19 protein-coding genes are annotated in these 21245 nt (G+C 69.7%); 6 read left to right on the top strand and 13 right to left on the bottom strand.

Annotated features, from left to right (window positions below; all coding sequences use genetic code 11):
* Positions 1 to 26: 26 nt before the first annotated feature.
* Genes DAT35_RS14510 through DAT35_RS14495 form a run of 4 tightly spaced genes read left to right on the top strand, consistent with a single transcriptional unit; the run spans position 27 to position 4929 of the window.
* Positions 27 to 1736: a methyl-accepting chemotaxis protein gene (locus tag DAT35_RS14510; RefSeq protein ID WP_108067580.1), complete on the top strand. Its 1710-nt coding sequence runs from the start codon at positions 27 to 29 to the stop codon at positions 1734 to 1736.
* A gap of 44 nt (positions 1737 to 1780) precedes the next feature.
* Positions 1781 to 3493, top strand: a complete 1713-nt coding sequence (locus DAT35_RS14505; protein WP_108067579.1) for a methyl-accepting chemotaxis protein — start codon at positions 1781 to 1783, stop codon at positions 3491 to 3493.
* 15 nt (positions 3494 to 3508) lie between these two features.
* A complete protein-coding gene (locus DAT35_RS14500; RefSeq protein WP_108067578.1) occupies positions 3509 to 4021 on the top strand; it encodes a chemotaxis protein CheW in 513 nt (170 codons plus the stop codon).
* The gene (locus DAT35_RS14495; RefSeq protein ID WP_199242887.1) at positions 4018 to 4929 is read left to right on the top strand and encodes a protein-glutamate O-methyltransferase CheR; all 912 of its coding nucleotides are present in this window, start codon (positions 4018 to 4020) and stop codon (positions 4927 to 4929) included. Before DAT35_RS14500 ends, DAT35_RS14495 begins: the two co-directional genes overlap by 4 nt.
* Before the next feature lie 18 nt (positions 4930 to 4947).
* On the opposite strand, the gene DAT35_RS14490 is transcribed toward DAT35_RS14495, so the two are convergent.
* From DAT35_RS14490 to DAT35_RS14470, 5 genes are read right to left on the bottom strand one after another with little or no spacing between them, the layout of a single operon-like run.
* Positions 4948 to 5520 carry a hypothetical protein gene (locus DAT35_RS14490; RefSeq protein ID WP_108067577.1) on the bottom strand — a complete coding sequence of 191 codons (573 nt, stop codon included), beginning with the start codon at positions 5518 to 5520 and terminating at the stop codon, positions 4948 to 4950.
* Between the two features lie 29 nt (positions 5521 to 5549).
* Positions 5550 to 6035, bottom strand: a complete 486-nt coding sequence (locus tag DAT35_RS14485; RefSeq protein ID WP_108067576.1) for a PilZ domain-containing protein — start codon at positions 6033 to 6035, stop codon at positions 5550 to 5552.
* Between the two features lie 44 nt (positions 6036 to 6079).
* Positions 6080 to 6571 carry a PilZ domain-containing protein gene (locus tag DAT35_RS14480; protein WP_108067575.1) on the bottom strand — a complete coding sequence of 164 codons (492 nt, stop codon included), beginning with the start codon at positions 6569 to 6571 and terminating at the stop codon, positions 6080 to 6082.
* Between the two features lie 50 nt (positions 6572 to 6621).
* Positions 6622 to 8028, bottom strand: coding sequence for a glycoside hydrolase family 1 protein (locus tag DAT35_RS14475; RefSeq protein ID WP_108067574.1), 1407 nt, complete (start codon positions 8026 to 8028; stop codon positions 6622 to 6624).
* Positions 8025 to 8696 (bottom strand): hypothetical protein, encoded by a 672-nt coding sequence (locus DAT35_RS14470; RefSeq protein WP_108067887.1) that lies wholly within the window; start codon positions 8694 to 8696, stop codon positions 8025 to 8027. Before DAT35_RS14470 ends, DAT35_RS14475 begins: the two co-directional genes overlap by 4 nt.
* Before the next feature lie 212 nt (positions 8697 to 8908).
* Here DAT35_RS14470 and DAT35_RS14465 point away from each other — a divergent pair, with 212 nt between their 5' ends.
* Entirely contained in the window at positions 8909 to 9460 is a 552-nt protein-coding gene (locus DAT35_RS14465) for a hypothetical protein (protein ID WP_108067573.1), read from the top strand.
* Here the strand turns inward: DAT35_RS14465 and DAT35_RS14460 are convergent, their stop codons facing one another.
* The gene (locus tag DAT35_RS14460; RefSeq protein ID WP_233261478.1) at positions 9461 to 11239 is read right to left on the bottom strand and encodes a metallophosphoesterase; all 1779 of its coding nucleotides are present in this window, start codon (positions 11237 to 11239) and stop codon (positions 9461 to 9463) included.
* A 230-nt stretch (positions 11240 to 11469) separates the two neighbouring features.
* Here DAT35_RS14460 and DAT35_RS14455 point away from each other — a divergent pair, with 230 nt between their 5' ends.
* Positions 11470 to 11850, top strand: a complete 381-nt coding sequence (locus tag DAT35_RS14455) for a hypothetical protein (RefSeq protein ID WP_108067571.1) — start codon at positions 11470 to 11472, stop codon at positions 11848 to 11850.
* Positions 11851 to 11877: 27 nt separating this feature from the next.
* On the opposite strand, the gene DAT35_RS14450 is transcribed toward DAT35_RS14455, so the two are convergent.
* The 7 genes from DAT35_RS14450 to DAT35_RS14420 form a co-directional block, all read right to left on the bottom strand.
* Positions 11878 to 13557 carry an ATP-binding protein gene (locus tag DAT35_RS14450; protein WP_108067570.1) on the bottom strand — a complete coding sequence of 560 codons (1680 nt, stop codon included), beginning with the start codon at positions 13555 to 13557 and terminating at the stop codon, positions 11878 to 11880.
* Positions 13558 to 13693: 136 nt separating this feature from the next.
* Positions 13694 to 14752 (bottom strand): chemotaxis-specific protein-glutamate methyltransferase CheB, encoded by a 1059-nt coding sequence (cheB, locus tag DAT35_RS14445; protein WP_108067569.1) that lies wholly within the window; start codon positions 14750 to 14752, stop codon positions 13694 to 13696.
* A complete protein-coding gene (locus tag DAT35_RS14440; RefSeq protein WP_108067568.1) occupies positions 14749 to 16866 on the bottom strand; it encodes a response regulator in 2118 nt (705 codons plus the stop codon). Before DAT35_RS14440 ends, cheB begins: the two co-directional genes overlap by 4 nt.
* Before the next feature lie 2 nt (positions 16867 to 16868).
* On the bottom strand, positions 16869 to 18518 hold the full coding sequence (locus DAT35_RS14435; protein WP_108067567.1) for a methyl-accepting chemotaxis protein: 1650 nt from the start codon (positions 18516 to 18518) through the stop codon (positions 16869 to 16871).
* Complete coding sequence (locus tag DAT35_RS14430; protein WP_108067566.1) at positions 18515 to 19144, bottom strand: chemotaxis protein CheW; 630 nt, start codon at positions 19142 to 19144, stop codon at positions 18515 to 18517. The genes DAT35_RS14435 and DAT35_RS14430 overlap by 4 nt, the downstream gene beginning before the upstream one ends.
* Positions 19141 to 20613: a protein-glutamate O-methyltransferase CheR gene (locus tag DAT35_RS14425; protein ID WP_233261477.1), complete on the bottom strand. Its 1473-nt coding sequence runs from the start codon at positions 20611 to 20613 to the stop codon at positions 19141 to 19143. The genes DAT35_RS14430 and DAT35_RS14425 overlap by 4 nt, the downstream gene beginning before the upstream one ends.
* Complete coding sequence (locus DAT35_RS14420; protein WP_199242886.1) at positions 20610 to 21086, bottom strand: chemotaxis protein CheW; 477 nt, start codon at positions 21084 to 21086, stop codon at positions 20610 to 20612. Before DAT35_RS14420 ends, DAT35_RS14425 begins: the two co-directional genes overlap by 4 nt.
* Between the last annotated feature and the right edge of the window lie 159 nt (positions 21087 to 21245).

Here is a 21245-nt window from a genome sequence, read left to right as displayed (position 1 = left end):
AACTTCCAACCGTCTGAAAGACAAACATGCTCCAGAACCTCACCATCTCCCGGAAGCTGCAGCTTGGATTCGGGGTCCTCGTGGCACTGCTCGCCACCGCCATCTGGGGGGCCTACGCCTTCTTCATCAGTTTGGCCTCCTATGACTCGTACTACCGCTCCCATGATGTTCGGATAGAGCTGCTGACCGTGAGCGCCAACCTGGTGGCTATGCAAGACAAGGTGGTGGAGTTCTCGTTCACGGGCGACGAGGCCGCCCTCGAGACAATGCCCCAGCTGCAGACCGCGGTTCTCAAGGCCCACGGCAAGCTGAAAGAGCTGCTGTCCTATAGCCCCCAACAGCAGGAGGTGCTGCAAAAGCTGCTGGAGCAGTACCAGCAACAGTTCCTCCCCCATCTCGAACATCAGATGGCACTGCGGCGGGATGTGGACACGGGCCGTGTTTCCTTGGCGCAACTCACCGAGTACGTGAAGAGTGGCAAGGGAGGGAAGCTGCTGGTCAGCCTGCAGAGCATCTCTGACTCCATCGAACAGGAGGAGATAGAGCAGCGTCGCCGAATCATGGAGACGTCCGACACGCAGGTGGCATCGGTCAAACAGATGTTGGTGGGAGGAGGAATCGTGGGGCCGGTGCTGGCGATGCTGCTGGCGTGGGTGCTGTCACGCAGCATTACCCAGCCATTGCAGGAGGGGATGAGGCTCACCGGGCAGCTGGCGTCGGGAGACCTGACAGCCACCATCGACGTGCGGGGGAGGGATGAGACGGCGCGGATGATGATGGGGATGAGGGAGATGGTGCAGAGAATCGGGAGCGTGTTGGGGGAGGTGAGGGGAGCGGTGGGCTCGCTGTCGGGGGCGTCGGGGCAGGTGGCGGCGGCGGCGCAAGCGCTGTCACAGGGGACGAGCACGCAGGCGGCGTCGGTGGAGGAGACGACGACGAGCCTGGAGCAGTTGAGCAGCTCCATCAGCCAGAACGCGGAGACGAGCAAGCAGTTGGAGGCGATGGCGGTGAGGGGAGCAGCGGACGCGGAGGAGAGCGGGCTGGCGGTGAATGAGACGGTGGAGGCGATGGCGGCGATAGCGGAGAGAATCTCGATAGTGGAGGAGATTGCGTACCAGACGAACCTGCTGGCGTTGAACGCGGCGGTGGAGGCGGCGAGGGCGGGAGAGCATGGGAGGGGATTCGCGGTGGTGGCGGCGGAGGTGAGGAAGCTGGCGGAGAGGAGCCAGAAGGCAGCCAAGGAGATTGGAAGCCTGGCGGGCAGCAGCGTGAAGGTGGCGGAGCGCTCGGGGAAGCTGCTGAAGGAGCTGGTGCCGTCGATTCGGAAGACGGCGGAGCTGGTGCAGCAGGTGGCGGCGGTGTCGAGGGAGCAGGCCAGCGGGGTGGTGCAGATGAACCGGGCGATGGTGCAGGTGGACCAGGTGACGCAGCGAAACGCATCGGCGGCGGAGGAATTGTCGTCGACGGCGGAGGAGCTGGCGGCACAGGCGGAGTCGCTGCAGCAGATGATGACGTTCTTCCGGGTGACGGAGGAGGTGAGGCCGGGGCTGGGGGGAGCGCAGCCGGTGCGCTCGCTGAGGCCGCCACCGGTGCATCTGCCGCCAGTGCACATGCCGGCGCAGGGGTTGAAGGCAGTGGCGCAGGGGCTGCCGTCGGCGCCGGTGTCTCGCACGTCCTTCCCGGCGGTCCCCGAGCGCGCCGCGTCCGGCTCGGACCATGACTTCAAGCGCTTCTAGGACCGAGTGATCCCTCTCCTCTGGCATCTATAGGCAGACCATCCATGCTCGACAATCTCAGCATCGCCAGGAAGTTGCAGCTCGGATTTGGCGCACTCGTCGCGTTGCTCCTCACCGTCGCCTGGGGAACCTTCATTCTCTTCCAGGGTCTGGTGAACAGCGCCGTGGACACCTACCGCTCCTATGAGGGCATGGTGGAGTTCCGGGGCATGGGCATCTCCTTGATGGATCAGGAGGCTCGGGTACAGGGGTTCGCGCTCACCGGTGATGAGGCCTACATCGAGCCGGTGCCTCAGCTACAGGCCACCTTCCTCAAGACCCACGCCAAGGTGAAGGAGCTGACGGCCAGCAACGCCTATGAGCAGGAGTTGCTGCAACAACTGCTGGACCAGTACCAGCAGCGGTTCCTCCCGCACCTCCAGCGTCAGATCGCGCTGCGCCGGGACGTGGATGCTGGCCGCATCCCCATGGAGCAGCTCATCGAGTACGCGAAGGACGGTCAGGGGCAGAAGATCGTGGGGGCCATGCGTGACATGGCGAACGCCATCCGTCAGGAGGAGCAGTCTCAACGCGACCGGCGGAGCGAGAGCGGCGGGAAGCGTACGGAGCTGGTGAAGCAGATGTTGGTGGGAGGAGGAATCGTGGGGCCGGTGCTGGCGGTGCTGCTGGCATGGGTGCTGTCACGCAGCATCACCCGGCCATTGCAGGAGGGGATGAGGCTCACGGGGCAGCTGGCGTCGGGAGACCTGACAGCCACCATCGACGTGCGGGGGAGGGATGAGACAGCACGGATGATGATGGGGATGAGGGAGATGGTGCAGAGAATCGGGGGCGTGCTGGGAGAGGTGAGGGGAGCGGTGGGCTCGCTGTCGGGGGCGTCGGGGCAAGTGGCGGCGGCGGCGCAAGCGCTGTCACAGGGGACGAGCACACAGGCGGCGTCGGTGGAGGAGACGACGACGAGCCTGGAGCAGTTGAGCAGCTCCATCAGCCAGAACGCGGAGACGAGCAAGCAGTTGGAGGCGATGGCGGTGAGGGGAGCAGCGGACGCGGAGGAGAGCGGGCTGGCGGTGAATGAGACGGTGGAGGCGATGGCGGCGATAGCGGAGAGAATCTCGATAGTGGAGGAGATTGCGTACCAGACGAACCTGCTGGCGTTGAACGCGGCGGTGGAGGCGGCGAGGGCGGGAGAGCATGGGAGGGGATTCGCGGTGGTGGCGGCGGAGGTGAGGAAGCTGGCGGAGAGGAGCCAGAAGGCAGCCAAGGAGATTGGAAGCCTGGCGGGCAGCAGCGTGAAGGTGGCGGAGCGCTCGGGGAAGCTGCTGAAGGAGCTGGTGCCGTCGATTCGGAAGACGGCGGAGCTGGTGCAGCAGGTGGCGGCGGTGTCGAGGGAGCAGGCCAGCGGGGTGGTGCAGATGAACCGGGCGATGGTGCAGGTGGACCAGGTGACGCAGCGAAACGCATCGGCGGCGGAGGAATTGTCGTCGACGGCGGAGGAGCTGGCGGCACAGGCGGAGTCGCTGCAGCAGATGATGACGTTCTTCCGGGTGACGGAGGAGGTGAGGCCGGGGCTGGGGGGAGCGCAGCCGGTGCGCTCGCTGAGGCCGCCACCGGTGCATCTGCCGCCAGTGCACATGCCGGCGCAGGGGCTCAAGGCGGTGGCGCAGGGGCTGCCGTCGGCGCCGGTGTCTCGCACGTCCTTCCCGGCGGTCCCCGAGCGCGCCGCGTCCGGCTCGGACCATGACTTCAAGCGCTTCTAGGATGAAGAGCCCCCCATGAGCACGATCACGAATGCCCCCTCCGAGGTCGCCCGTCCGGCGCAGTACCTGGGTTTCTCGCTGGCCGGCGAGACCTATGCCATCGAACTGCTCCGCATCCGGGAGATCATCGAGCACGTCCCCATCACACGGGTGCCAGGCATGCCTCCGGCGATGCTGGGCGTCATCAACCTGAGAGGCCGGGTGGTGCCAGTGGTGGACCTGGCGGTGAAGATGGGACTGGGCCCGCGTCCCATCACCCGGTGGACGTGCTTCGTCATCGTGGAGGCGTTGCTGGAGGGTGAGCGCACCACGCTGGGGTTGCTGGCGGACTCGGTCAGCGAGGTGCTCGACCTGGGAGCGGATGACATCGAGCCGCCGCCTTCCTTCGGCACGCGCACGCCCGTGGACTATCTGCGAGGCATGGGCCGGCAGGAGCAACGCTTCATCCTCTTGCTGGATCTGGATCGGCTGTTGTCCGCGGAGGAGTTGTTGGGGCTGGTCGGCGCCACGGCCGGTGGGGGCGCATGAGGGCAGAAGGATCCTCGGAGGAGGTCTCGCTGCCGGGCGTAGGTCCGCTCCCGTTGACGGAGCGGGAGTTCATTCTCTTCCAGGCGCTGGTGGAGCGGGAGGCAGGCATCCACCTGGGTCCATCGAAGCAGGCGCTGCTGGTGGGGCGCCTGTCGCGGCGGGTGCGCGCGCTGGGGCTGACGTCGTTTGGTGCCTACTACCGGTTCGTCATCGCGCGAGGCAACGAGGCGGAGCGGGTGCGGATGCTGGACTGCCTCTGCACCAACGAGACGCACTTCTTCCGCGAGCCGGAGCACTTCGAGTTCCTACGCCAGCGAGTCTTCCCCGAGTGGATGCGGCGCGTGGCTCAGGGGCAGATGGCGAGGCGGGTGCGGGTGTGGAGCGCGGGGTGCTCGACGGGGGAGGAGCCCTACTCCCTGGCGATGGCGTTGCTCTCTCATTTTCCACCGGGCTCGGGATGGGAGCTGGAAGTGCTGGCGACGGACCTGTCCACCTGGGCGCTGGAACGGGCGAGGCAGGGGATGTGGCCGTTGGAGAAGGCGGTGAGCATCCCGCGGCCGATGCTGCGGACCTTCATGCTCAAGGGGGTGCGCAGCCAGGAGGGGTGGATGAAGGCGGGAGCGGAGCTGCGCTCGGTGTTGCGTTTCGCGCGAGTCAACCTGAGCGACGAGCGCAGTTGGCCCGCAGGGCCGTTCGAGCTCGTCTTCTGCCGCAACGTGCTCATCTACTTCGGGGCGGAGGCCCGGGCGCAGGCCTTGAGCGGGTTGTTGCGGCGGCTGCCGCCCACGGGCTACCTCTTCCTCGGGCACGCCGAGAGTCTCACCGGCAGCGCCGAGCCCGCCCGCTGCGTGGCGCCCAACATCTACTGCGCGAGGGCTCCCACGGCAGCGGGTCAGGCCGCTCCTTGATTCGAGCGCCTGGGGATTTCAAGGCACGCTTTCGGGTTGGTTCGAGAAGAGCGCATGGAAGAGGGTCGTTTCTGGCGGCTCCTTCCATTCCACGACGAGCGGGACGGGGGTTTCGGCGAGCTCTCGCGGAAGCGCGGTGACGCCGAACGTGGCCTCGATCTTCCTGGCGATGACATCGGCGGGGTGTCTCATCTGGGGGGGAAGCGGCTCGAAGCTGACCGTGGAGCTGAGCCGCACCTTGCCGGCACGCTCGAATTCGATTCCATACATCATGTAGATGGGCGCGAGGATGCTGATGCAACCCACGACGACCCAGTCGAATGGCGGCAGAGGCCGGCCCTTGACGGGATAGGCGACACACCGGAAGCAGGCGTCAGGGGTCGCGGTGCCATCTCCAATGGTGAAGCCGGGAAGCTCCTGCTTGAGGTCGGTCAGGAACGCATGCCAGCGGTCGACCTTCTGTAGCTTTTCATCCCAGCGCTCTTCGAGCCTGTAGCCCTCGGGGCCCTGCTCCTGGGTGATGTGTTGATACCTGTCCGAGCGCCAGTAGTTCTTCGCAATGGAGAGCAACTGCTCTGCTGTCAGGTCCATGGGCTCAGGGAATGGATTCGCCGAACCGACTACTTGATGCGCTCCAGCGCCAGGTCGAACAGCGCCGTCTCCAGCCGCTCCGCGTCCTTGTCCGACAGGCCCTGGATGGCGAACGAGACTCGGTGCGTCCCAATCTTGCGCTGCACCGACACCATCTTCACCCGCCCCTTCACCGGCTCCAGGTTGCCCGGCAGGCGCAGCGTGAAGCCCGGTTCCTCGGACTCGACGGGCGGCTTGTGCATCATCACCGAGAAGCCCCCCACCGACACATCCAACGTCATGGCTCGGATGGGCCCCGTGGCGAAGCTCAAGTCCACCTGCAGCCCCTGGGCGATCCGGAACGTCCGGCGCGCGGACTGGCTCGGCGGAAGGCTCATTCCCTGGGCCGCCGTCAGCGCTCGCGCAAACTGCTCCCGCGCGGCCATGTAACGCCGCTTCTCCTCCTCCGGCAGCTGCCCCTTGCGAGCTCGCGCATGGAGCGCCCGGAAGTTCTCCACCCACAGATTGGCGCTCATCACCACTCCCCGTGGCGTCCGCTCTCAACCCATGCCGTGGGCCTTCACGGAGGGGTGATGCCGACCCGCTCGAGCGCGAAGTCGATCAGAAAGCCCTCCAGCAGCTCGGACTCCCGCTCGGTCAGGTCCAGGAAGGCGAACGAGGCGCGGTGCTTGTCCGCCCTCTGGAACTGCGACACCACCCTCACCCGGCCCGCCAGCGTCGAACCGTCCGGCAGGTACAACAGCGCGCTCGGCCTCTCCTTCACGTCCACCGCGTGCGGCAGCATCACCGAGAAGCCACCCGCCGAGATGTCCAGCGTGTTCGTCCACACGTTGCCGTACGCCATCTGCAGCTCCACCGGCAGCTGGTGCGCCACGCGGTAGTGCCGCCGGGCCTCGGCTCCGTCCAGCATCAGGCCCTGGGCGTTGAGCAGCGCCCGCGCGAACTGCTCGCGCGCCGCCAGGTAGGCGGGCCGCTCCGTCTCTCCCAGCTTTCCCTGCCGCGCTTTCGTATGGAGCGCGCGGAACTCGTCGATGAACTGGATCACGCCCATGGTGTCGCTCCTGTCTCCTCGTTCTTACTGGGAATTTCGCTCTCCCGCCATCAGGGAGTGGGTGTCAACCCCAGGTTGCGCGCGGCCTCGCGGAAGGTTTCCACCGCGGGCGTAGCTCGCCGCGTCAACTCCGCGCTGCTCCGGTCCACGCGGAACAGTCCGAAGCGCGGCTCGTACCCATCCGACCATTCGAAGTTGTCGATCAGACTCCAGTGGAAATACCCCCTGACGGGTGCTCCCTCCGCCACCGCCTGCTCCACCGCGTACAGGTGGCTGCGCAGGTAGTAGGGACGGCGTTCCCCGCTCCGGTCATCCAGGCCATTCTCCGTCACCACCAGCGGCAGGCCAAAGGCCGCGTACCTCTTGAGGAAGAGGTAGAGGCCCTCGGGATAGAGCTCCCAGCCCAGGTCGTTGGTGTCATGTCCCGTGGGTACGTACTTGTGGGAAAAGGAGGGCGACAGGTCCTGCCGGAGGTGATCCCTCGTGTAGTAATTGATGCCGAAGTAATCGATGGATCCCTTCAGGTCCGGCACGTCGCGCTCGAGGGCCACGGAGCCAGGCACGAAGAGCGAGATGTGGCCGGTGCGCAGGGCCTTGGGGATGCTCTCGTTGAAGAAGTCGTCGGTGAGGCCGGCCACGGCGACGTCCGTGGTGGAGCCGCTGGCGGGCTGGAAGACGCGCACGTGGTGGGCGATGCCGATGAGCGTGGCCTTGCCATCCCCATCCGCGTCCCACGTGTCGTGGATGCGCAGCTGGCGCGCGGCGCGGGCATGGGCGTCCAGGAGGTTGGCCATCACCTCGGCCGTGGCCACGGTGTCCTTCTTGCCCGGAGGCCACACGCCGTCCATGTAGCCGAACACCGCGTACACGTTGGGCTCGTTGATGGTGCACCACCAGTCCACGTCGGCGCCGAGCAGCTCGGCCACTCGGCCCGAGAAGCGCTCGAAGGCCTCGATGTTGGCGGGGTTCTCCCAGCCGCCGGACTCGGACACCCACTTGGGCAGGGTGAAGTGGTAGAGCGTCACCATCGGTTCAATGCCCTGCGCGCGCAGTGTGTGGGCCCACTGGCGATAGCGCTCGGCGGCCTCGGTGTTCCACGCGCCCGGTGTGGGCTCCAGGCGGCTCCACTCGACGCCGAAGCGGTAGGCGTTGGAGCCCAACTGCTTCATCAGCGCCACGTCCTCGTCGAAGCGGTTCCACGAGTCCGTGGCGGGGCCAGACACGCTGTGGTCCGCGATGTGGGGCGTGCCGTCCGGGTAGTTGCCGCGCTCCCAGTCCGTCCAGTCGTTCTCGTTGGCGCCCTCGACTTGATGGGCGGCGGTGGAGGTGCCGAGGAGGAAGTCGCGGGGCAGGCCCTTGCCGATGGGCGCGGCGTTCACCTTCGCCGGGTCGAAGGAGGGCCGCTCGCTGCAACCCGCGAGCAGGGCGAGGCCGAGGAAGAGGGGGCGGAGGCTCATGGCCGGGTTCCAGGGGAGGGGCGGGCGGTGAGGCCCACGGTGAGCATCGCGGACTGGGCGATGCCGAGGCGGAAGGCGAAGCCCTCCACGCGCAGGCCCAGGGAGGAGGTGAGGGGGATGTTCGCCCAGGCGCGGGCACCGAGGGGAAGGACGTAGGCGAGGCCGAGGCCCTTCCAGGAAGCGCCGACGTGGGCGGGGACGAGGCCATGTACATCCAACACGCCGGCGTGCAGATCCACGGGGCCCACGCGGTAGAGGGCCTTGAGCGAGGGGAGCACCTGGAGGGCGGGCTGGGCGGACCAGGCGATGCCGAAGACGGGGCCGCCGATGAGGCTCCAGCGCTCGCCGGTGTAGCCGACGCGGGCGGTGAGGGTGAGGCTGGCGCCGGCGCCGCCGCGTTGCAGGGGCACGAGCGAGAGGACGCCGCCGTCGAGGGTGAGGCCGCCGAGGAGGAGGTGGCCCGAGGCGGCCTGGGAGGCGAAGGGCTCCATCCAGGCGCCGTCGCCGTGCGTGTAGCCGCCGGTGAGGGCGCCGAGGTCCACGTGCAGCTCCGAGTCGGGCAGGGCGCGTGTCGGAGCGGTGGGGAGGAGCGAGTCACCGCCGGTCGTTTGCGCGCGAGCGGGCAAGGCCACGGCGAGCGCGAGGATGGCGAGCAGGAGGGAGCGCATGGGCGCCCACACGATAGCCGGGCGCACCGGCGGCCGGAACCCGGAGGACGTGGTTTCTCTCCAGGCGCGCTTCCGCTTCCGTTGGGAGAGGGCGGGTGGGTGGCGTTAACCTGGGCGGCCTGTTTCTGCTTCCGGGAGATAGGTCCATCTGAGGGAGGCCGCCAAGCTCATCAAAGAGCAGGCGCGGCTCATGGAGAAGCTCTGAGGTTTTGATGGCACATCCCAGTCTCGACGAGCTGATGGTCAGGATGCGGGAAGCCCGTGAGGCGGGTTCCTCCAACGCGGCGAGTCCGGAGCAGCTTCAGCAACTCCGGGCTTTGGTCCGGGAATGTCCCGCTTTCACCCCCAATCTGTTGGAACTCTCGCGGCTGTTGCGGCTGACCGATGAGCCAGGGGTTGGTTCTGAAGAAGCGCTTGCGGAGATCCAGCGGTTGTTGGAGCAGGCCGTCCAGGCCTCGGGCCGGGGTGCTCCGGCGCTGCTGGAGCTCGCCCATTTCATGTATGTCTTTCGCAACTCGCCCGAGTTGGCGGAGACGCTCTTCGAGGAGAGCGCCGCGAGTGCTTTGCACGCGCTCGAGAATTCCTGGGCCGGACTCATCGACTTCTGGAGCACCGAGAGAACGAAGGACACGCTGCAGAAGGCCCTGAAGCTCGGTGAGTTGGCGGAGCGGGTCTTCCCAGCGTCCTCCCGCATCCTGAACGCCGTGGACGACGCGAGGGAGAAGGCCGCTCGCGCGGGTCTCCTCCCTCGGAATGACGGCTGATCAAGACGGCGCGGGCCCCGCGTACTCCGGTGAGCTCAGTCCCGCCACTCGGGTGGACACGGGCCGCGCCGCGCCGATGACGATGGGCGGCTCGATGAGCTCCGGAGGCGTGGCGTTCTTGTCATCGGCCACCCACTCCGGCTCACGCACCGTCTCCCCGGGCTTCCACGCGCGTGGCACCCTCCGGATACCAATCGGGTAGATCCACAGACTCCCGTCCCGATCGATCTTCAGCCGGAGGAAGTTCTTCCAGTCCGGAATGGCCAGGGCCGAGAACGCCTCGTTCGCGTGCGCTCCGAAGCCATTGAGCGAGATGAGCAGGTACAGCCCGAAGAGCGTCGGTCCAAGCAGGAATCCCCCCGCGAAGACGAGCACCGCCCCGAGCAGTTCCTGCGGGACGCTCCCGAGTCTCAGGAAGGAACCCGTGAGGGCGAAGGCTACCCAGAAGACCAGGAGCGATGCGGCCAGGTGTGCCAATCCGTGCAGCAGCCCCGCGAGCCACCGTCCCTTGCCGAAGCGGGCGTCCGCGAGGCCAATCAATCCCAGCACCAGGAGCGTCGAGACGATCAACACCCCCGGGTTGACGATCGCCGCGCTCAGCACGCGCGACAGCTTCCAGGTCACCGTGGTGCCCTCGCGCAGGTCGGCCACCTGCATCCACGTCAGCAGCAGGTAGAGGAGCCCCGTGAAGATGCCGAAGGTCGGGTTGTGCCCCAGGAACCCCAACGTGCCCCAGCTCAGCCGTTTCGACTCCTCGGCCGTAGGGAACATCTTGCGTGCCGTGAAGTCCCCGGGCAGCGGGCCCTCCTGGCGGGGCGCGTGTGTCGGATGCATGAAGGCGCCGCCCCCACCCGCGATGATCTTCTGCCGTCCCTCCGGATTGGAGTGCCGCCGGTAGTGGTGGATGTCCCCCGTGAGGAACACGCTCACCTTCTTGCCGAGCACCTGCTCCTCGAGGAAGTCGAGGTTGTTGTCCAGGTACGTGCGCTCGCCCGGAGCGCGCACCCGAGCCAGCAGCCACGCGGGTTCGGCCAGGACCAGGATGACGCGGTCATCGTCCCGCATGTGCTTCGCCAGCTCCTGGAAGTACTGCACCTGTGGCTCGTCGATGTCCGACTCGAGCTGCATGTCCGTGCCGAGCAGCCACCACCCGTGCGGTAGTTTCACCGCGAAGTAGCTGCGCCGCTGGTGCGTCCGCCAGCTCGCGGGCGTGCGGCCCTGACAGAACAGCCGCATGAAGGACACCAGCCCATCGTACCAGTCGTGGTTGCCAGGGATTGCGAACAGGTGCGGCGCCGGCCGCTGCCCTCGCATCGCCGACTCCCAGGGCCGTATGGTGCGCTCCTGGTACTCGCTCACGCTCGCCTCGGGGTACACCTCGTCCCCTCCGAAGACGAGCACCTCACCCCCCTGTGTGTCGTAGGTCGTCCCCGTCTCGTCCTTCAGGGACAGCGTGGGCCTCGAGACGGTCTGTGCAATGGCATACGTGGAGTCCCAGCCGTCCCCCAGGTCCGCCACGAAGTCGAACCAGAGCTCCTCGCGCGGCCGGCCCGCCTCGTCCACTGAGAAGTCGCTCGGCTCCACCTTCGGCGTCGCCAGCGCGTCGAGCAGCCGGCGATCCGCCTGCTCCCCGATCGTCGTCGAGATGATGGACCTCACGCCCGCCTTGGCGAGCACGAGCGGATCAAACCAGCACACCATCTTCCGGCCCTCCGGGCGCCGGGTGGGCGCGGGCCGGGCGGCCGCTGGTGTGGTGAGGATATCTGTTCCCGAGGCCATGGCTCTCCCTCCGTTCGGACGGAAAGGGGCAGGCGGGTGGGAGCAGGGCGCTCCAAACGTGGGGTGGGCTACTTCCCGGGGCAAGCAGGTATCTCCTCCCGCGCCCCAGTGTCGGGTTTCCCGCACGGAGTGGGGCGTGCCAGGGGAGCGCCCCGTTCCGGGACTTGCCTCCGCGTCCCCCCCGACCCATTGGTAGTGATCACCGCCCGCGTGGCAGAGGGAGTCGCACCATGGACGAGTTCTCCTCGGAGGCCGGTCTACAGCAGACGTTGCGGGCGCTCGCCTCCGCGTCTCGCTCCCATGCTTCCGAATCCGAGGAGTATGCCGCCATCGCGCTCGCGGCCCGTGCCCTCCTCTTCCTCCACTCACGCGAGGAGCTCAAGGACTTCCGCGGCTGGCTCGAGGCTCGCGAGGCCGCGGGTGGCTCGTCCGCTCCCGTCCAGACCTTCCCCTCCATGGCCGAGGCCCTGGGTTGGTTGGAGGGCCGGCCCGAGGCCGCCTACGGCTCCTTCGTCGAGGTGGAGCACGAGACGTATGTCATCTCGCTCGGGCCCACCGGCTCCTTCGTGCTCGTTCGCACGGTGAGGCACCAGGAGCCTGTGGGCGTATAGGCCCACAGGCCGGGGGCGGTGGAGGCGCTACCTGGAGGGGTGGGTGTCGTTCTCGGCGTTCTCACCGGCCAGTGGCAGCGTGAAGGTGAAGGTGCTGCCCTTGCCCCACTCGCTCTGCGCCCAGATGCGGCCCCCGTGCGCCTCCACGATGCCCTTGGCGATGGTCAGCCCCAGGCCCGTGCCCCGGCTCTCCGCGTCCTTCGCCTGCCAGTAACGCTCGAAGACGTGCGGCAGGGCCTCGGGCCGGATGCCCGCGCCCGTGTCCCGCACCCACAGGTGCAGCTCGCCCCGGTGCACCCGCGCTCCCACCGTCAGCTGTCCGCCATCCGGCGTGAACTTCACCGCGTTGCCCAGCAGGTTGCCCAGCACCTGCAGCACTCGCGTCCGGTCGCAATCCACCCGTACGTCCTCGTCGGGCAGCTCCGCCGCCACCCGCAGTCCTCGCGCCTCCGCCAGCGGGCGCACGCTCTCCAGCGCCTCCGTCAGCAGCGACGACACCTCCTGCTCCGAGGGCTCCAGTGGCAGTCCACCTGCTTCGATCCGGCCCCAGTCCAGCAGGTCCGAGATGAGCCGTCCCATCCGCTCCGCCGCCGCCTGGATGCGGCCCGCCTGTTTGCGCACCTGCTCGCCGCCCGGCTTCCCCTGCCAGCCCCTCAGCAACAGCGCCGAGGCCAGCTGCACCACCCCCAGCGGGTTCTTCAAGTCGTGTGACACCACCGCCAGCAGATCCTCGCGCGCCCGCGTGGCCCGCCTCGACTCGCCGAAGAGCCGCGCGTTGTCGATGGCCAGGCTCGCCCGCACACACAGGTCCTCCGCCAGCGCCAGGTCGTTCGGGCCGTAGCGCCGCCCCGAGGCACTCGAGACGAACGTCACCGCCCCCAGCGTGTGCCCCCGCGCCTTCAAGGGGACAATCATGTACGAGCGCGCCTGCAGCAGGCTGAGCAGTGCCGGGTGCTCGGGCTCGGAGGCCGCCGCGCGCAGCAGTGAGTCCGTCACCGCCGGCACCAGCTCCGGCTCGCCCGTGTGCAGCACCCGGAGCACGCCCACCGGGGCCTCGCGCCGCTCGAAGCGTCTCGTCAGGGCGCGCGCCTGCTCGGCCTGGGTCGGGTCCAGGTGGGCCACCGCCACGCGCGACACGAACGGGCCCTGCTCCACCGCGTCCACCAGGCACCAGTCCGCCAGGTCCGGCACCGCCAGGTGTGCCAGCAGCGTGTACATGCCCTGCGGATCCGGCGGGTGGGCGAAGAGCGTCGTCATCGCCTGGTAGAGGAAGGACTGGCGGCGCTCGGCGGCCTCCACCTCGGCGCGCGAGGCCTGCTCCACGGCCAGGGCGCGCGAGAAGACAGCCTCCGCCTCCGTGAGCGGCCGCACCGTCACCAGCAGTTGCGGCGCGCCTTGTCCGTCCCGCACCGGGGTGAAGCAGAAGGAATGGAGGCGGGTGCCCCTCTCACTGGGCCACGTGGCCTCCACCGAGTGTGGCGCCCCGGTGGCCAACGCCACTCCCCGCCCGGAATCCAGCAGGGCCATCTCCTCGGCCCCGAGCGCCAGCCGGGCCCAGCTCTGTCCGGCGAGCAGCTCCTCGGGCATCCCCAACACCCTCGCGCCCACCGCGCTGCATGCCAGCACTCTTCCCGCCTCGTCCAACAGGTAGGTCGGCTCCGGCAGGGCCTTGAAGGCCATCTCGAATCCGGACAGGGGCAGGCTCATGGTGTCGCCACAACGGGCGCGGGGGGGCTCCTCTTCATTTCACGCCACCCGGGCTTCGTCCAGCCGGGCGGGCGGTCGCCCCGGCGGTTGTCTCTCCAAAGATAGGTGATGCGAATACACGCCACTCACGCTCCTCTCATGCCCGCTCGGACTCCATCCCGGCGAGCTCCCGGAAACGCCGGGAGAAGTCACTCAACGGCAGCACCTCGTCGGCGACGCCCGCCGCCACCGCCACCCCGGGCATGCCGTAGACGATGCTCGTCGCCTCGTCCTGGGCCATGACCCACCCTCCCGCTTCGCGCACTTCCCGCAAACCCTCCAGACCGTCCTGTCCCATCCCCGTGAGGACAGCGGCGGCCGTACAGGCGCCAAAGACCCGGGTCGCCGAGCGGAAGAGCCACGTCCCCGACGGCCGGAAGCCGCCGACCGGGGAGGCGTTCGACACCTCCACGCGCCTGTCCGCCCGCACCCCGAGGTGCCGATCATCCGGGGCGATGTAGACGACACCCGGGCGCAGCGCCTCGCCGTCCTCGGCCACCTTCACCTCCAGCGGGCACACGCTGTCCAGCCACGTGGCCAGTCCCTTGGCGAAGCCCAGGGCGATGTGCTGCACCACGAGGATGGGCAGCGGGAAGTGGGCGGGCAGCTCCGAGAGGATGCGGTGCAGCGCCGCGGGGCCTCCCGTGGAGGCGGCGATGGTGAGCAGCAGGGGCTTGTTCCGGCGCGCTGGCACCAGCGGAGGCTTCGCCACGGGGGCCTCGTCGCGCGTGGGCCAGTGCCGGATGACCTTCACCTCGGCCATGGCCTTCACCGTGTCGCGCAGCCGGCGTGCCTCGTCCTCGAAGTCCGGCGCGTGGGGGCCCACCAGCTTCTGCAGCACCGCCAGCGCCCCCGAGCGCAGCGCGGCCATGGACGTCTGGATGTCGCGCTCCACCAGCGTGGACACCACCACCACCGGCGTGGGCACCTCCGTCATGATGCGCCGCGTGGCCTCCAGGCCATCCATGTTCGGCATCTGGATGTCCATGGTGACGAGGTCCGGCCGCAGGCGGCGCGTGAGCTCCAGCGCCTCCACGCCGTCCTTCGCCTCGCCCACCACCTCGAAGGAGGGGTCCGCGCGTAGGATTTCCACCAGCAAGCGCCGGGCGGTGGGGGAGTCTTCGGCGACGAGGACGCGGAGCTTGTCGGGCTTCATAGGAGGTGTCTCAGGGTCTCCAGCAGGTGGGTCTGGTCGAACGCGCTCTTCACCAGGTAGGCGCTGGCACCCACCTGGAGTCCACGCGCTTTGTCCTCGGGCTTGGAGCGTGCGGTGACGAGGACCACGGGCAGCCGGCCGAAGCGCGGCGAGCCCCGCACCGCCTCGGTGAGGGCGAAGCCGTCCATGCGCGGCATCTCCACGTCCGAGACGACGGCGTCGGCCCCCTCCGCCTGCAGCCGCTCCCAGCCCTCCTGTCCGTCCACGCACGCCAGCACGTCGTAGCCGGCCGCCTCGAGGATGCTCTGCTCCAGGGCGCGGGTGGTCATCGAGTCGTCCACGAGGAGCACGCGCTTGCGGACCTTCTTCTCCACGGGCGAGGGGAAGAGGCCGGCGGGAGCGGTGCGGCCCTCGGCGGCGCGCACCAGGGATGGGGCGTTGAGCAGCGGGGCCATGCGTCCGTCCGGCAGCACCGCCATGCCCGAGACGTGACGCGCTCGGCGGATGCGCGGGCCGAGGCCCCGGATGAGCACCTCCTGCTCGGCCAGCACCTCCTCCACCACCAGCACGGCGCGCAGCTCGCCCGAGGCCAGCACCATGGCGCCGGGACGTGGGCGCGGGGCACTGGCGGGCAGGCCGAGCACCGTCGTCAGCGTGGCCAGAGGCACCAGCGCTCGGGGCGCCACCCAGAGCTGCCGGCCCTCCACCACCCGCACCTCCCCGGGCTCCAGGCGCAGCAGGCGCTCCACGCTCTCGCCCGCCACCGCGAAGGTCTGCCCGCCCGCCGTCACCAGCAGCACCCGCAGCGTGCTGAGCGTGAGGGGCACGTCCAGGATGAAGCGCGTGCCCTGGCCCGGCTCGAAGGCCACGTCCACGCTGCCTCGCAGCGCCTCCACCTGCGAGCGCACCACGTCCAGCCCCACGCCCCGGCCGGACACGGCCGTCACCGACTCGGCCGTGGACAGGCCGGACATGAAGATGAGCCGCGCGTCTCCGGCGTCCTCCAGCACCGTCAGTCCCAGGGCCCGTGCCCGCTCGCGGATGGTGTCCAGGTCCAGCCCCCGCCCATCATCCTCCACCACCACCTGCACCCGGCCCCCGCGCAGCCGCGCCGTCAGCGTCACCCGGCCTTCCTCGGGCTTGCCCGCGGAGCGCCGTGCCGCCGGCGTCTCCACGCCGTGGGCCACCGCGTTGCGCACCAGATGCAGCAGTGGCTCGCGCAGTCCCTGGAGCAGCGAGCGGTCCAGCTCCAGCGCGCCGCCATGCACCTCCAGCCGCACCTGCTTGCCCGAGGCGTGCGCCAGGTCTCTCGCGTTGCGCTCCAGCCCCGCGCAGGCCTCGGCGAAGGGAAGCGTGCGCGCACGCCGCACCTCCTCGTCCAGGCCGCCCGTGGCTTGCAGCAACGCCCGCCCATCCACCGCGAGGGCCCGGCCGAGCTGCGCCAACCGCTTCTCCAGCCGCCGCGCCGCCGCTTCGTCCGCGCCCCTCAGCTGGAGGCGGAGTTGGTGCAACTCCTCGCGCACCGCCTCCATCATCTCCACCCGTGACTCCAGGCGCAGGCCCGCCACGCGCAGCTCGCCACTGCGGCTCAGCAAGGCGTCCAGCTTCTGCGCGGACACGCGCACCGGCAGCCCCTCGGTCGCGGGGGCGGCGCTCTCCGGGGGCGCCGGGGGTGGTGTCTCGGGCACGGGGGCGCGCGCCGGCGGGGACCCGGGTGCTCGCGCCGCTTCCTCCAACCGGGGCAGCAGGGCCTCCAGGGGCGAGCCCTTCATGTCCTGCTTCTGGGCCAGCCTCCGCCCCGCGTCGTCCAGCGCATCCGCGGCGGTGAAGCACAGCTCCATCAGCTCCGGGCTGGCGTGGCCCAGCCGCTGCACCGCCATCAGCACCTCTTCCAACCAGTGGCAGGCCGTCTCGATGACGCCCACGCTCACCGCCCGCGAGGCCCCCTTCACGCTGTGCACCGTGCGCAGCAGCGCCGTCATCCGCTCGGCGAAGTGCGCGGGGGAGGGCGCCTTCTCCAGCGCGAGCAGGTCCCGGTTGAGCGCGGCCACATGCTCCTCGAGCTCCTCGAGGAACGTGGCCATCAGCGCCTGGGCGAGCCTGTCCCGGTCCATCGTCATTCGGCGCGTCCGTACTCGCTCAACAGGCCCTTGAGCTTCTGGCCCATGGCATTGAGCTCCTGCACCGCGCGCTCCGTCTGCCGGGTGCTGGTGAGCGCCTGTTGGGTGGCCTGGCTCACGTCCCGCATGGCCTGCCGTATCTGTCCAATCCCGGTGGCCTGCTGGTTGGCGGAGGCGGAAATCTGCGCCGCGGTGAGCGAGGCCTGGGCGAGCAGCTCGCTGAGCGTCTGGATGTGGGCGCCCGCCTGCGTCACCACCCGGGTGGCCGAGGCCACGCTCTTGGTGCCCTCCTCCGTCGTCATCACCGCGCCCTGGGTGGCCTTCTGGATCTGCCCCAGAATCTGCCGCACCTGGTTGGTGGCCTTCTTGGACTGGTCCGCGAGCGCCTTCACCTCGGCGGCCACCACGGCGAAGCCCCGGCCGTGCTCTCCGGCGCGGCTGGCTTCGATGGAGGCGTTGAGGGCCAGCATGTGCGTCTGCTCGGAGATGTCGTTGACGGTGGTGATGATGTCGCCGATGGCCTGCGCCTGCTCGGCCAGGGCGAGAATGCGCGAGGCGATGGACTCCACCTGCTCGCGCACGCTGCCCATGGAGGCGATGGCCTCCTCCACCGCGCGCCGGCCGCTCTTGCCCACCTCCTCCGAGTGCCGCGCCGACTCGCTCACCCCACGCGCCCGGCCCGCGGCCTCCTCGGATGTCTGCGCTATCTCCTCGATGGTGCTCACCGTCTGCGCCACCGCGCTGCCCTGCTCCTGGGCGCCGGCCACCTGCTCGGTGGTGCTGGCGAGGATCTCCGCGCTGGTGCCCGCCAGTTGGTTGACGAACTCGGCCACTGTCCGCAGGGTGTGCTCGCGCTCCCCGGCCTGCTTCGCCAGCTGCGTCTCCGCCTGCTGGCGGCGCTCGGCCATGGCGTTGAAGGCGCGTGCCAACTCTCCCGTCTCGTCTTCGTTGTGCACCTCGATGCGGTGGGCGAAGTTGCCGCGGCCGATCTGCTCGGCGCCCGTCACCAGCTTGTCCAACGGGCCGGTGATGCTGCGCGTGACGAGGTAGCTGCCCAGGCCGACGATGAGGAGGCCCAGCACCGTGCCCAGTCCCAGCACCACCATGCTGCGCCAGGCGCTGGCGCTCGCCTCTCGCTCGAAGTCGGCCCAGCGCAGGTCCTCGATGCGCAGCATCTCCTCGAGCTCCTGGCGGATCTGATCCATGAGCTGCTTGCCCTGCCCCTGCTCGATGCGAGTCACCGCCGGCTGCAGACCCTGCTCCCGCCGGATGCGGATGACCTCGTTGAGCGAGTCGAGCCGCTCGCGGATGAGAGGCTCGACGTGGGCCAGCCGGGCATGCTGATCCGGCTCGTCGCTCAGGTACTGGCGCAGGGTGTCGAGCTTGGTGTTGATCTCCTGGATGGCCCGCTCGAAGGGCTGCAGGTAGCGCTCATCGCCGGTGAGGAGGTAGCCGCGCTCACCCGTCTCGGCGTCCACCAGGAGCGCCCGCACCTCGCGGATGGCACGGCCCTGGTCGCGGCTCTCCACCAGTCTCTCGGCCGTCTCGTTGAGCTGCCGCGCGCTCTGGAAGGCCACCAGGGACACGGCGAGCAGCATCACCAGGGACAGTCCGAATCCGAGGGCGATCTTCTTCCCGATACTCATGCAGTCCTTTCTTCGGAGAAGTCGAAGAAGAGGCGACCATCCTCCAGCAGGGCCTCCCCCTCCAGCACGATGATTCCGTCACGGCTGATGCCGGACACGAGGGTGCGCTCGCGCGCGTCGAGCGCCCCCGGTGGAGGCAGGAGCGTGTCGCGCGAGACGAGGAGCAGCTCCTCCACCATATCGGTGCGCAGGCCCAGCTCCGGCCGTCCCATGCCCACCACCAGCACGGGCCCGTGGGTGGTGGGCGCGTCCCGCCCGAAGAGGGGCGCGAGCTCCACCACCGCGAGCACCTCGCCATGCAGCAGGGTGAGGCCGCGCAGCGTCTGGGGCGCGCCGGGCAGGGGCACGAGCTGCTCCGGGGCGCGCAGCACCTCCAGCACGAAGCGCGCCTCCAGCGCGTAGTCCTGCTCGCCGGAGCGGAAGTGCACCAGCTCCAGCAGGGGGCCGGTCCGGGCCTGCTGCTCGAGGGGCCGGGCCAGGGCTCGCGCACGCTCGTCGAGCAGCGCCGCTTCCCGCTCGGGGTCCGCCGTGGTGGCGGCCTCGCTGGCGGCGGCGAGCCGGGCCAGCCTCCGGTAGGCAGCGGCCCAATCCAGCCCGCCACCCCGGGTGTCATCGCCTCCTGTCATTCATGCTTCTCCTCGAGCGCCGTCAACCGGGTGAGCTCGTTGCGGACTACCTCTAGCAACCTGCCGGCGCGCTCGCCGTCGGCCAGGAGCACGGGCGTCTCTGGAGGCAGCGCGGCACACAGCGACTCGGCCATGCGGAAGGAGCGCCGGGCCCCTGGGAGGTCCCCCTGGCGGCGGCGGAGATGGCCCAGCATGAGGTGGGCCACGGCCAGGGAGGGCTCAAGGTAGAGGGCCTGGCGCACGGCGTGCTCGGACTCCGGCAGGCGGCCGAGCCCCAGCAACAACATCGCCTCCAGGTAGCGCAGCTCCACGGCCAGCGGGTGGCGCGCGGCGGCCTCGGCACAGGCCCGCACGGCGGCCCGTGGGTCCAGGTTCGCGAGCGCCCGCACCGCCACCGCCGCCGCGACCGGGTCCTCCGCGAGCGCTCCGGCCCGCTGTGCCGCCTCCCGCCAGTCTCCTCGGGCGAGGGCCTGTTTCGCTCCTTCCAGGCCGTCGGGCACGGCGGAGGGCCTGGGTGGGGGCGGTGGTGCGGCCGGCAGCGGCGCGACGGGCGGGGGGGAGTGGGACTGGACGAGGGGCGGTATCACGCGCGCCGGGAAGTGGCGGAGGGCGTGGACGCGGGGGGTGTGGCCCGGGGCGGGCCGGTGGTAGACGACGCCCCAGTCGGTGACGATCGTCTCGAAGGGCGCGAAGCCGCTGAGCGGCGGGTCCGAGGGGCCGGCGATGAGGAAGCCGCCCTCGGCGAGCGTGGCGTGGAGCCGCTGGGCCACCGCCTCGACGGTGAGCCGGTTGAGGTAGATGAGGACGTTGCGGCAGAAGATGATGTCCATGTGCCAGAGGCCCCGGGACTGGGACGGCCAGGTGTCCTCGGCGAGGTTGAGGTAGCCGAAGTGGACGCGATCGCGCACTTCGGGGGCGAGGGTGTAGCGCTTGCCTTCGGCGTGCAGGAAGGGGCGCATGCGGCCGGCTTCGGTGCCGCGCAAGGACCACTCTCCGTAGCTGGCCACCCGGGCCCGTGCGAGCGCGGCGCGCGACACGTCCGTGCCCCGCACCTCCATCCGGTCCTTGTAGCCCTCCTCCAGGAGGAGCACCGCCAGCGAGTAGGGCTCCTCTCCCGAGGCACAGCCGGCACTCCACACGCGCACCGGGTGTCTCGGCCCCCGGAGCCGTTGGAGGTCCGGCAGCACCTCGCGGCGCACGAAGTGGAAGTGCTCCGGGTTGCGGAAGAAGTACGTCTCCCCGATGGTGAGCTCCACCAGCAGGTCATCCAGGATGGCGGTGTCCGTCTCGAGCCGCGTGAGGTAGGCCGCGAAGTCCTGGGGCAGGCCCGCGCGGGCCATGGCCCGGTCGATGCCCTCCATGGCGGCGGGAGGGCAGCTGGGCGGCAACAGGCCGGCGCGAGCGGCGACGAGGTCGAGCACCGCGACGTAGCCCGGGTGACGCCAGTGCTGGGGGGCTTCACCACTCACCGCGAGGCTCCCTCCTCCGCGAGCGCCTCCTCCAATGCGAGCGCCTCCGCCGCGGAGAGGAAGGTGCGCAGGTCATGCAGGAGCACCAACCCATCCGGCAGCTTGAGGGCACCGGCCACGTACCCCACGCCTGGCAGCTCCGCTGGTGTCCTGTCGATGGCGCTTGGCTCCAGGGCGAGCAGGCCCTCGGCCCGGTCCACCCGAAGCGCGACGCGACGAGGCCCGGCCTGGGCCACCACGAGGTGGTCCTCGGAGGAGAGCGGGCGGGCGGGCAGGCGGAAGCGGCGGCGCATATCCAGCACGGGGAGCAGCTCGCCGCGCAGGTCCAGCAGCCCTTCCACCACGGCGGGGGCGCGGGGCAGCGGGGTGAGGCGCACGGCCCGGACCAGCTCGCGCACGTCCTCCACGGGCAGAGCGTAGCGTTGACCCTCCAACGAGAAGAGAAGGACCTCGCGAGCCGTGGGTGTCACCATGTGTCTCCCAATTCTGTGCAATCTAGGTCCGCACCGCTCACCGTAGCCGCTCGCGTGGCGGGGAGCGCGGGGAGCTGACGTCTGGTGGACGCCGCGCGGAGCCGGCGGAGGTGACTCCAGAGGTTGTCCGTCCGAGGGGCGCGGGGGCCGTGCGGGGCC

It is taken from the genome of Vitiosangium sp. GDMCC 1.1324, assembly GCF_003044305.1.
Classification (GTDB): domain Bacteria; phylum Myxococcota; class Myxococcia; order Myxococcales; family Myxococcaceae; genus Archangium.
Note: the sequence above shows the minus strand (reverse complement) of the source record. Positions and strands in the feature narration are given on the sequence as shown.

Coding starts and splice junctions, on each gene's coding strand:
- DAT35_RS14510 (WP_108067580.1), top strand. CDS start 27: ATGCTCCAGAACCTCACCATCTCCCGGAAGCTGCAGCTTGGATTCGGG.
- DAT35_RS14505 (WP_108067579.1), top strand. CDS start 1,781: ATGCTCGACAATCTCAGCATCGCCAGGAAGTTGCAGCTCGGATTTGGC.
- DAT35_RS14500 (WP_108067578.1), top strand. CDS start 3,509: ATGAGCACGATCACGAATGCCCCCTCCGAGGTCGCCCGTCCGGCGCAG.
- DAT35_RS14495 (WP_199242887.1), top strand. CDS start 4,018: ATGAGGGCAGAAGGATCCTCGGAGGAGGTCTCGCTGCCGGGCGTAGGT.
- DAT35_RS14490 (WP_108067577.1), bottom strand. CDS start 5,520: ATGGACCTGACAGCAGAGCAGTTGCTCTCCATTGCGAAGAACTACTGG.
- DAT35_RS14485 (WP_108067576.1), bottom strand. CDS start 6,035: ATGAGCGCCAATCTGTGGGTGGAGAACTTCCGGGCGCTCCATGCGCGA.
- DAT35_RS14480 (WP_108067575.1), bottom strand. CDS start 6,571: ATGGGCGTGATCCAGTTCATCGACGAGTTCCGCGCGCTCCATACGAAA.
- DAT35_RS14475 (WP_108067574.1), bottom strand. CDS start 8,028: ATGAGCCTCCGCCCCCTCTTCCTCGGCCTCGCCCTGCTCGCGGGTTGC.
- DAT35_RS14470 (WP_108067887.1), bottom strand. CDS start 8,696: ATGCGCTCCCTCCTGCTCGCCATCCTCGCGCTCGCCGTGGCCTTGCCC.
- DAT35_RS14465 (WP_108067573.1), top strand. CDS start 8,909: ATGGCACATCCCAGTCTCGACGAGCTGATGGTCAGGATGCGGGAAGCC.
- DAT35_RS14460 (WP_233261478.1), bottom strand. CDS start 11,239: ATGGCCTCGGGAACAGATATCCTCACCACACCAGCGGCCGCCCGGCCC.
- DAT35_RS14455 (WP_108067571.1), top strand. CDS start 11,470: ATGGACGAGTTCTCCTCGGAGGCCGGTCTACAGCAGACGTTGCGGGCG.
- DAT35_RS14450 (WP_108067570.1), bottom strand. CDS start 13,557: ATGAGCCTGCCCCTGTCCGGATTCGAGATGGCCTTCAAGGCCCTGCCG.
- cheB (WP_108067569.1), bottom strand. CDS start 14,752: ATGAAGCCCGACAAGCTCCGCGTCCTCGTCGCCGAAGACTCCCCCACC.
- DAT35_RS14440 (WP_108067568.1), bottom strand. CDS start 16,866: ATGGACCGGGACAGGCTCGCCCAGGCGCTGATGGCCACGTTCCTCGAG.
- DAT35_RS14435 (WP_108067567.1), bottom strand. CDS start 18,518: ATGAGTATCGGGAAGAAGATCGCCCTCGGATTCGGACTGTCCCTGGTG.
- DAT35_RS14430 (WP_108067566.1), bottom strand. CDS start 19,144: ATGACAGGAGGCGATGACACCCGGGGTGGCGGGCTGGATTGGGCCGCT.
- DAT35_RS14420 (WP_199242886.1), bottom strand. CDS start 21,086: ATGGTGACACCCACGGCTCGCGAGGTCCTTCTCTTCTCGTTGGAGGGT.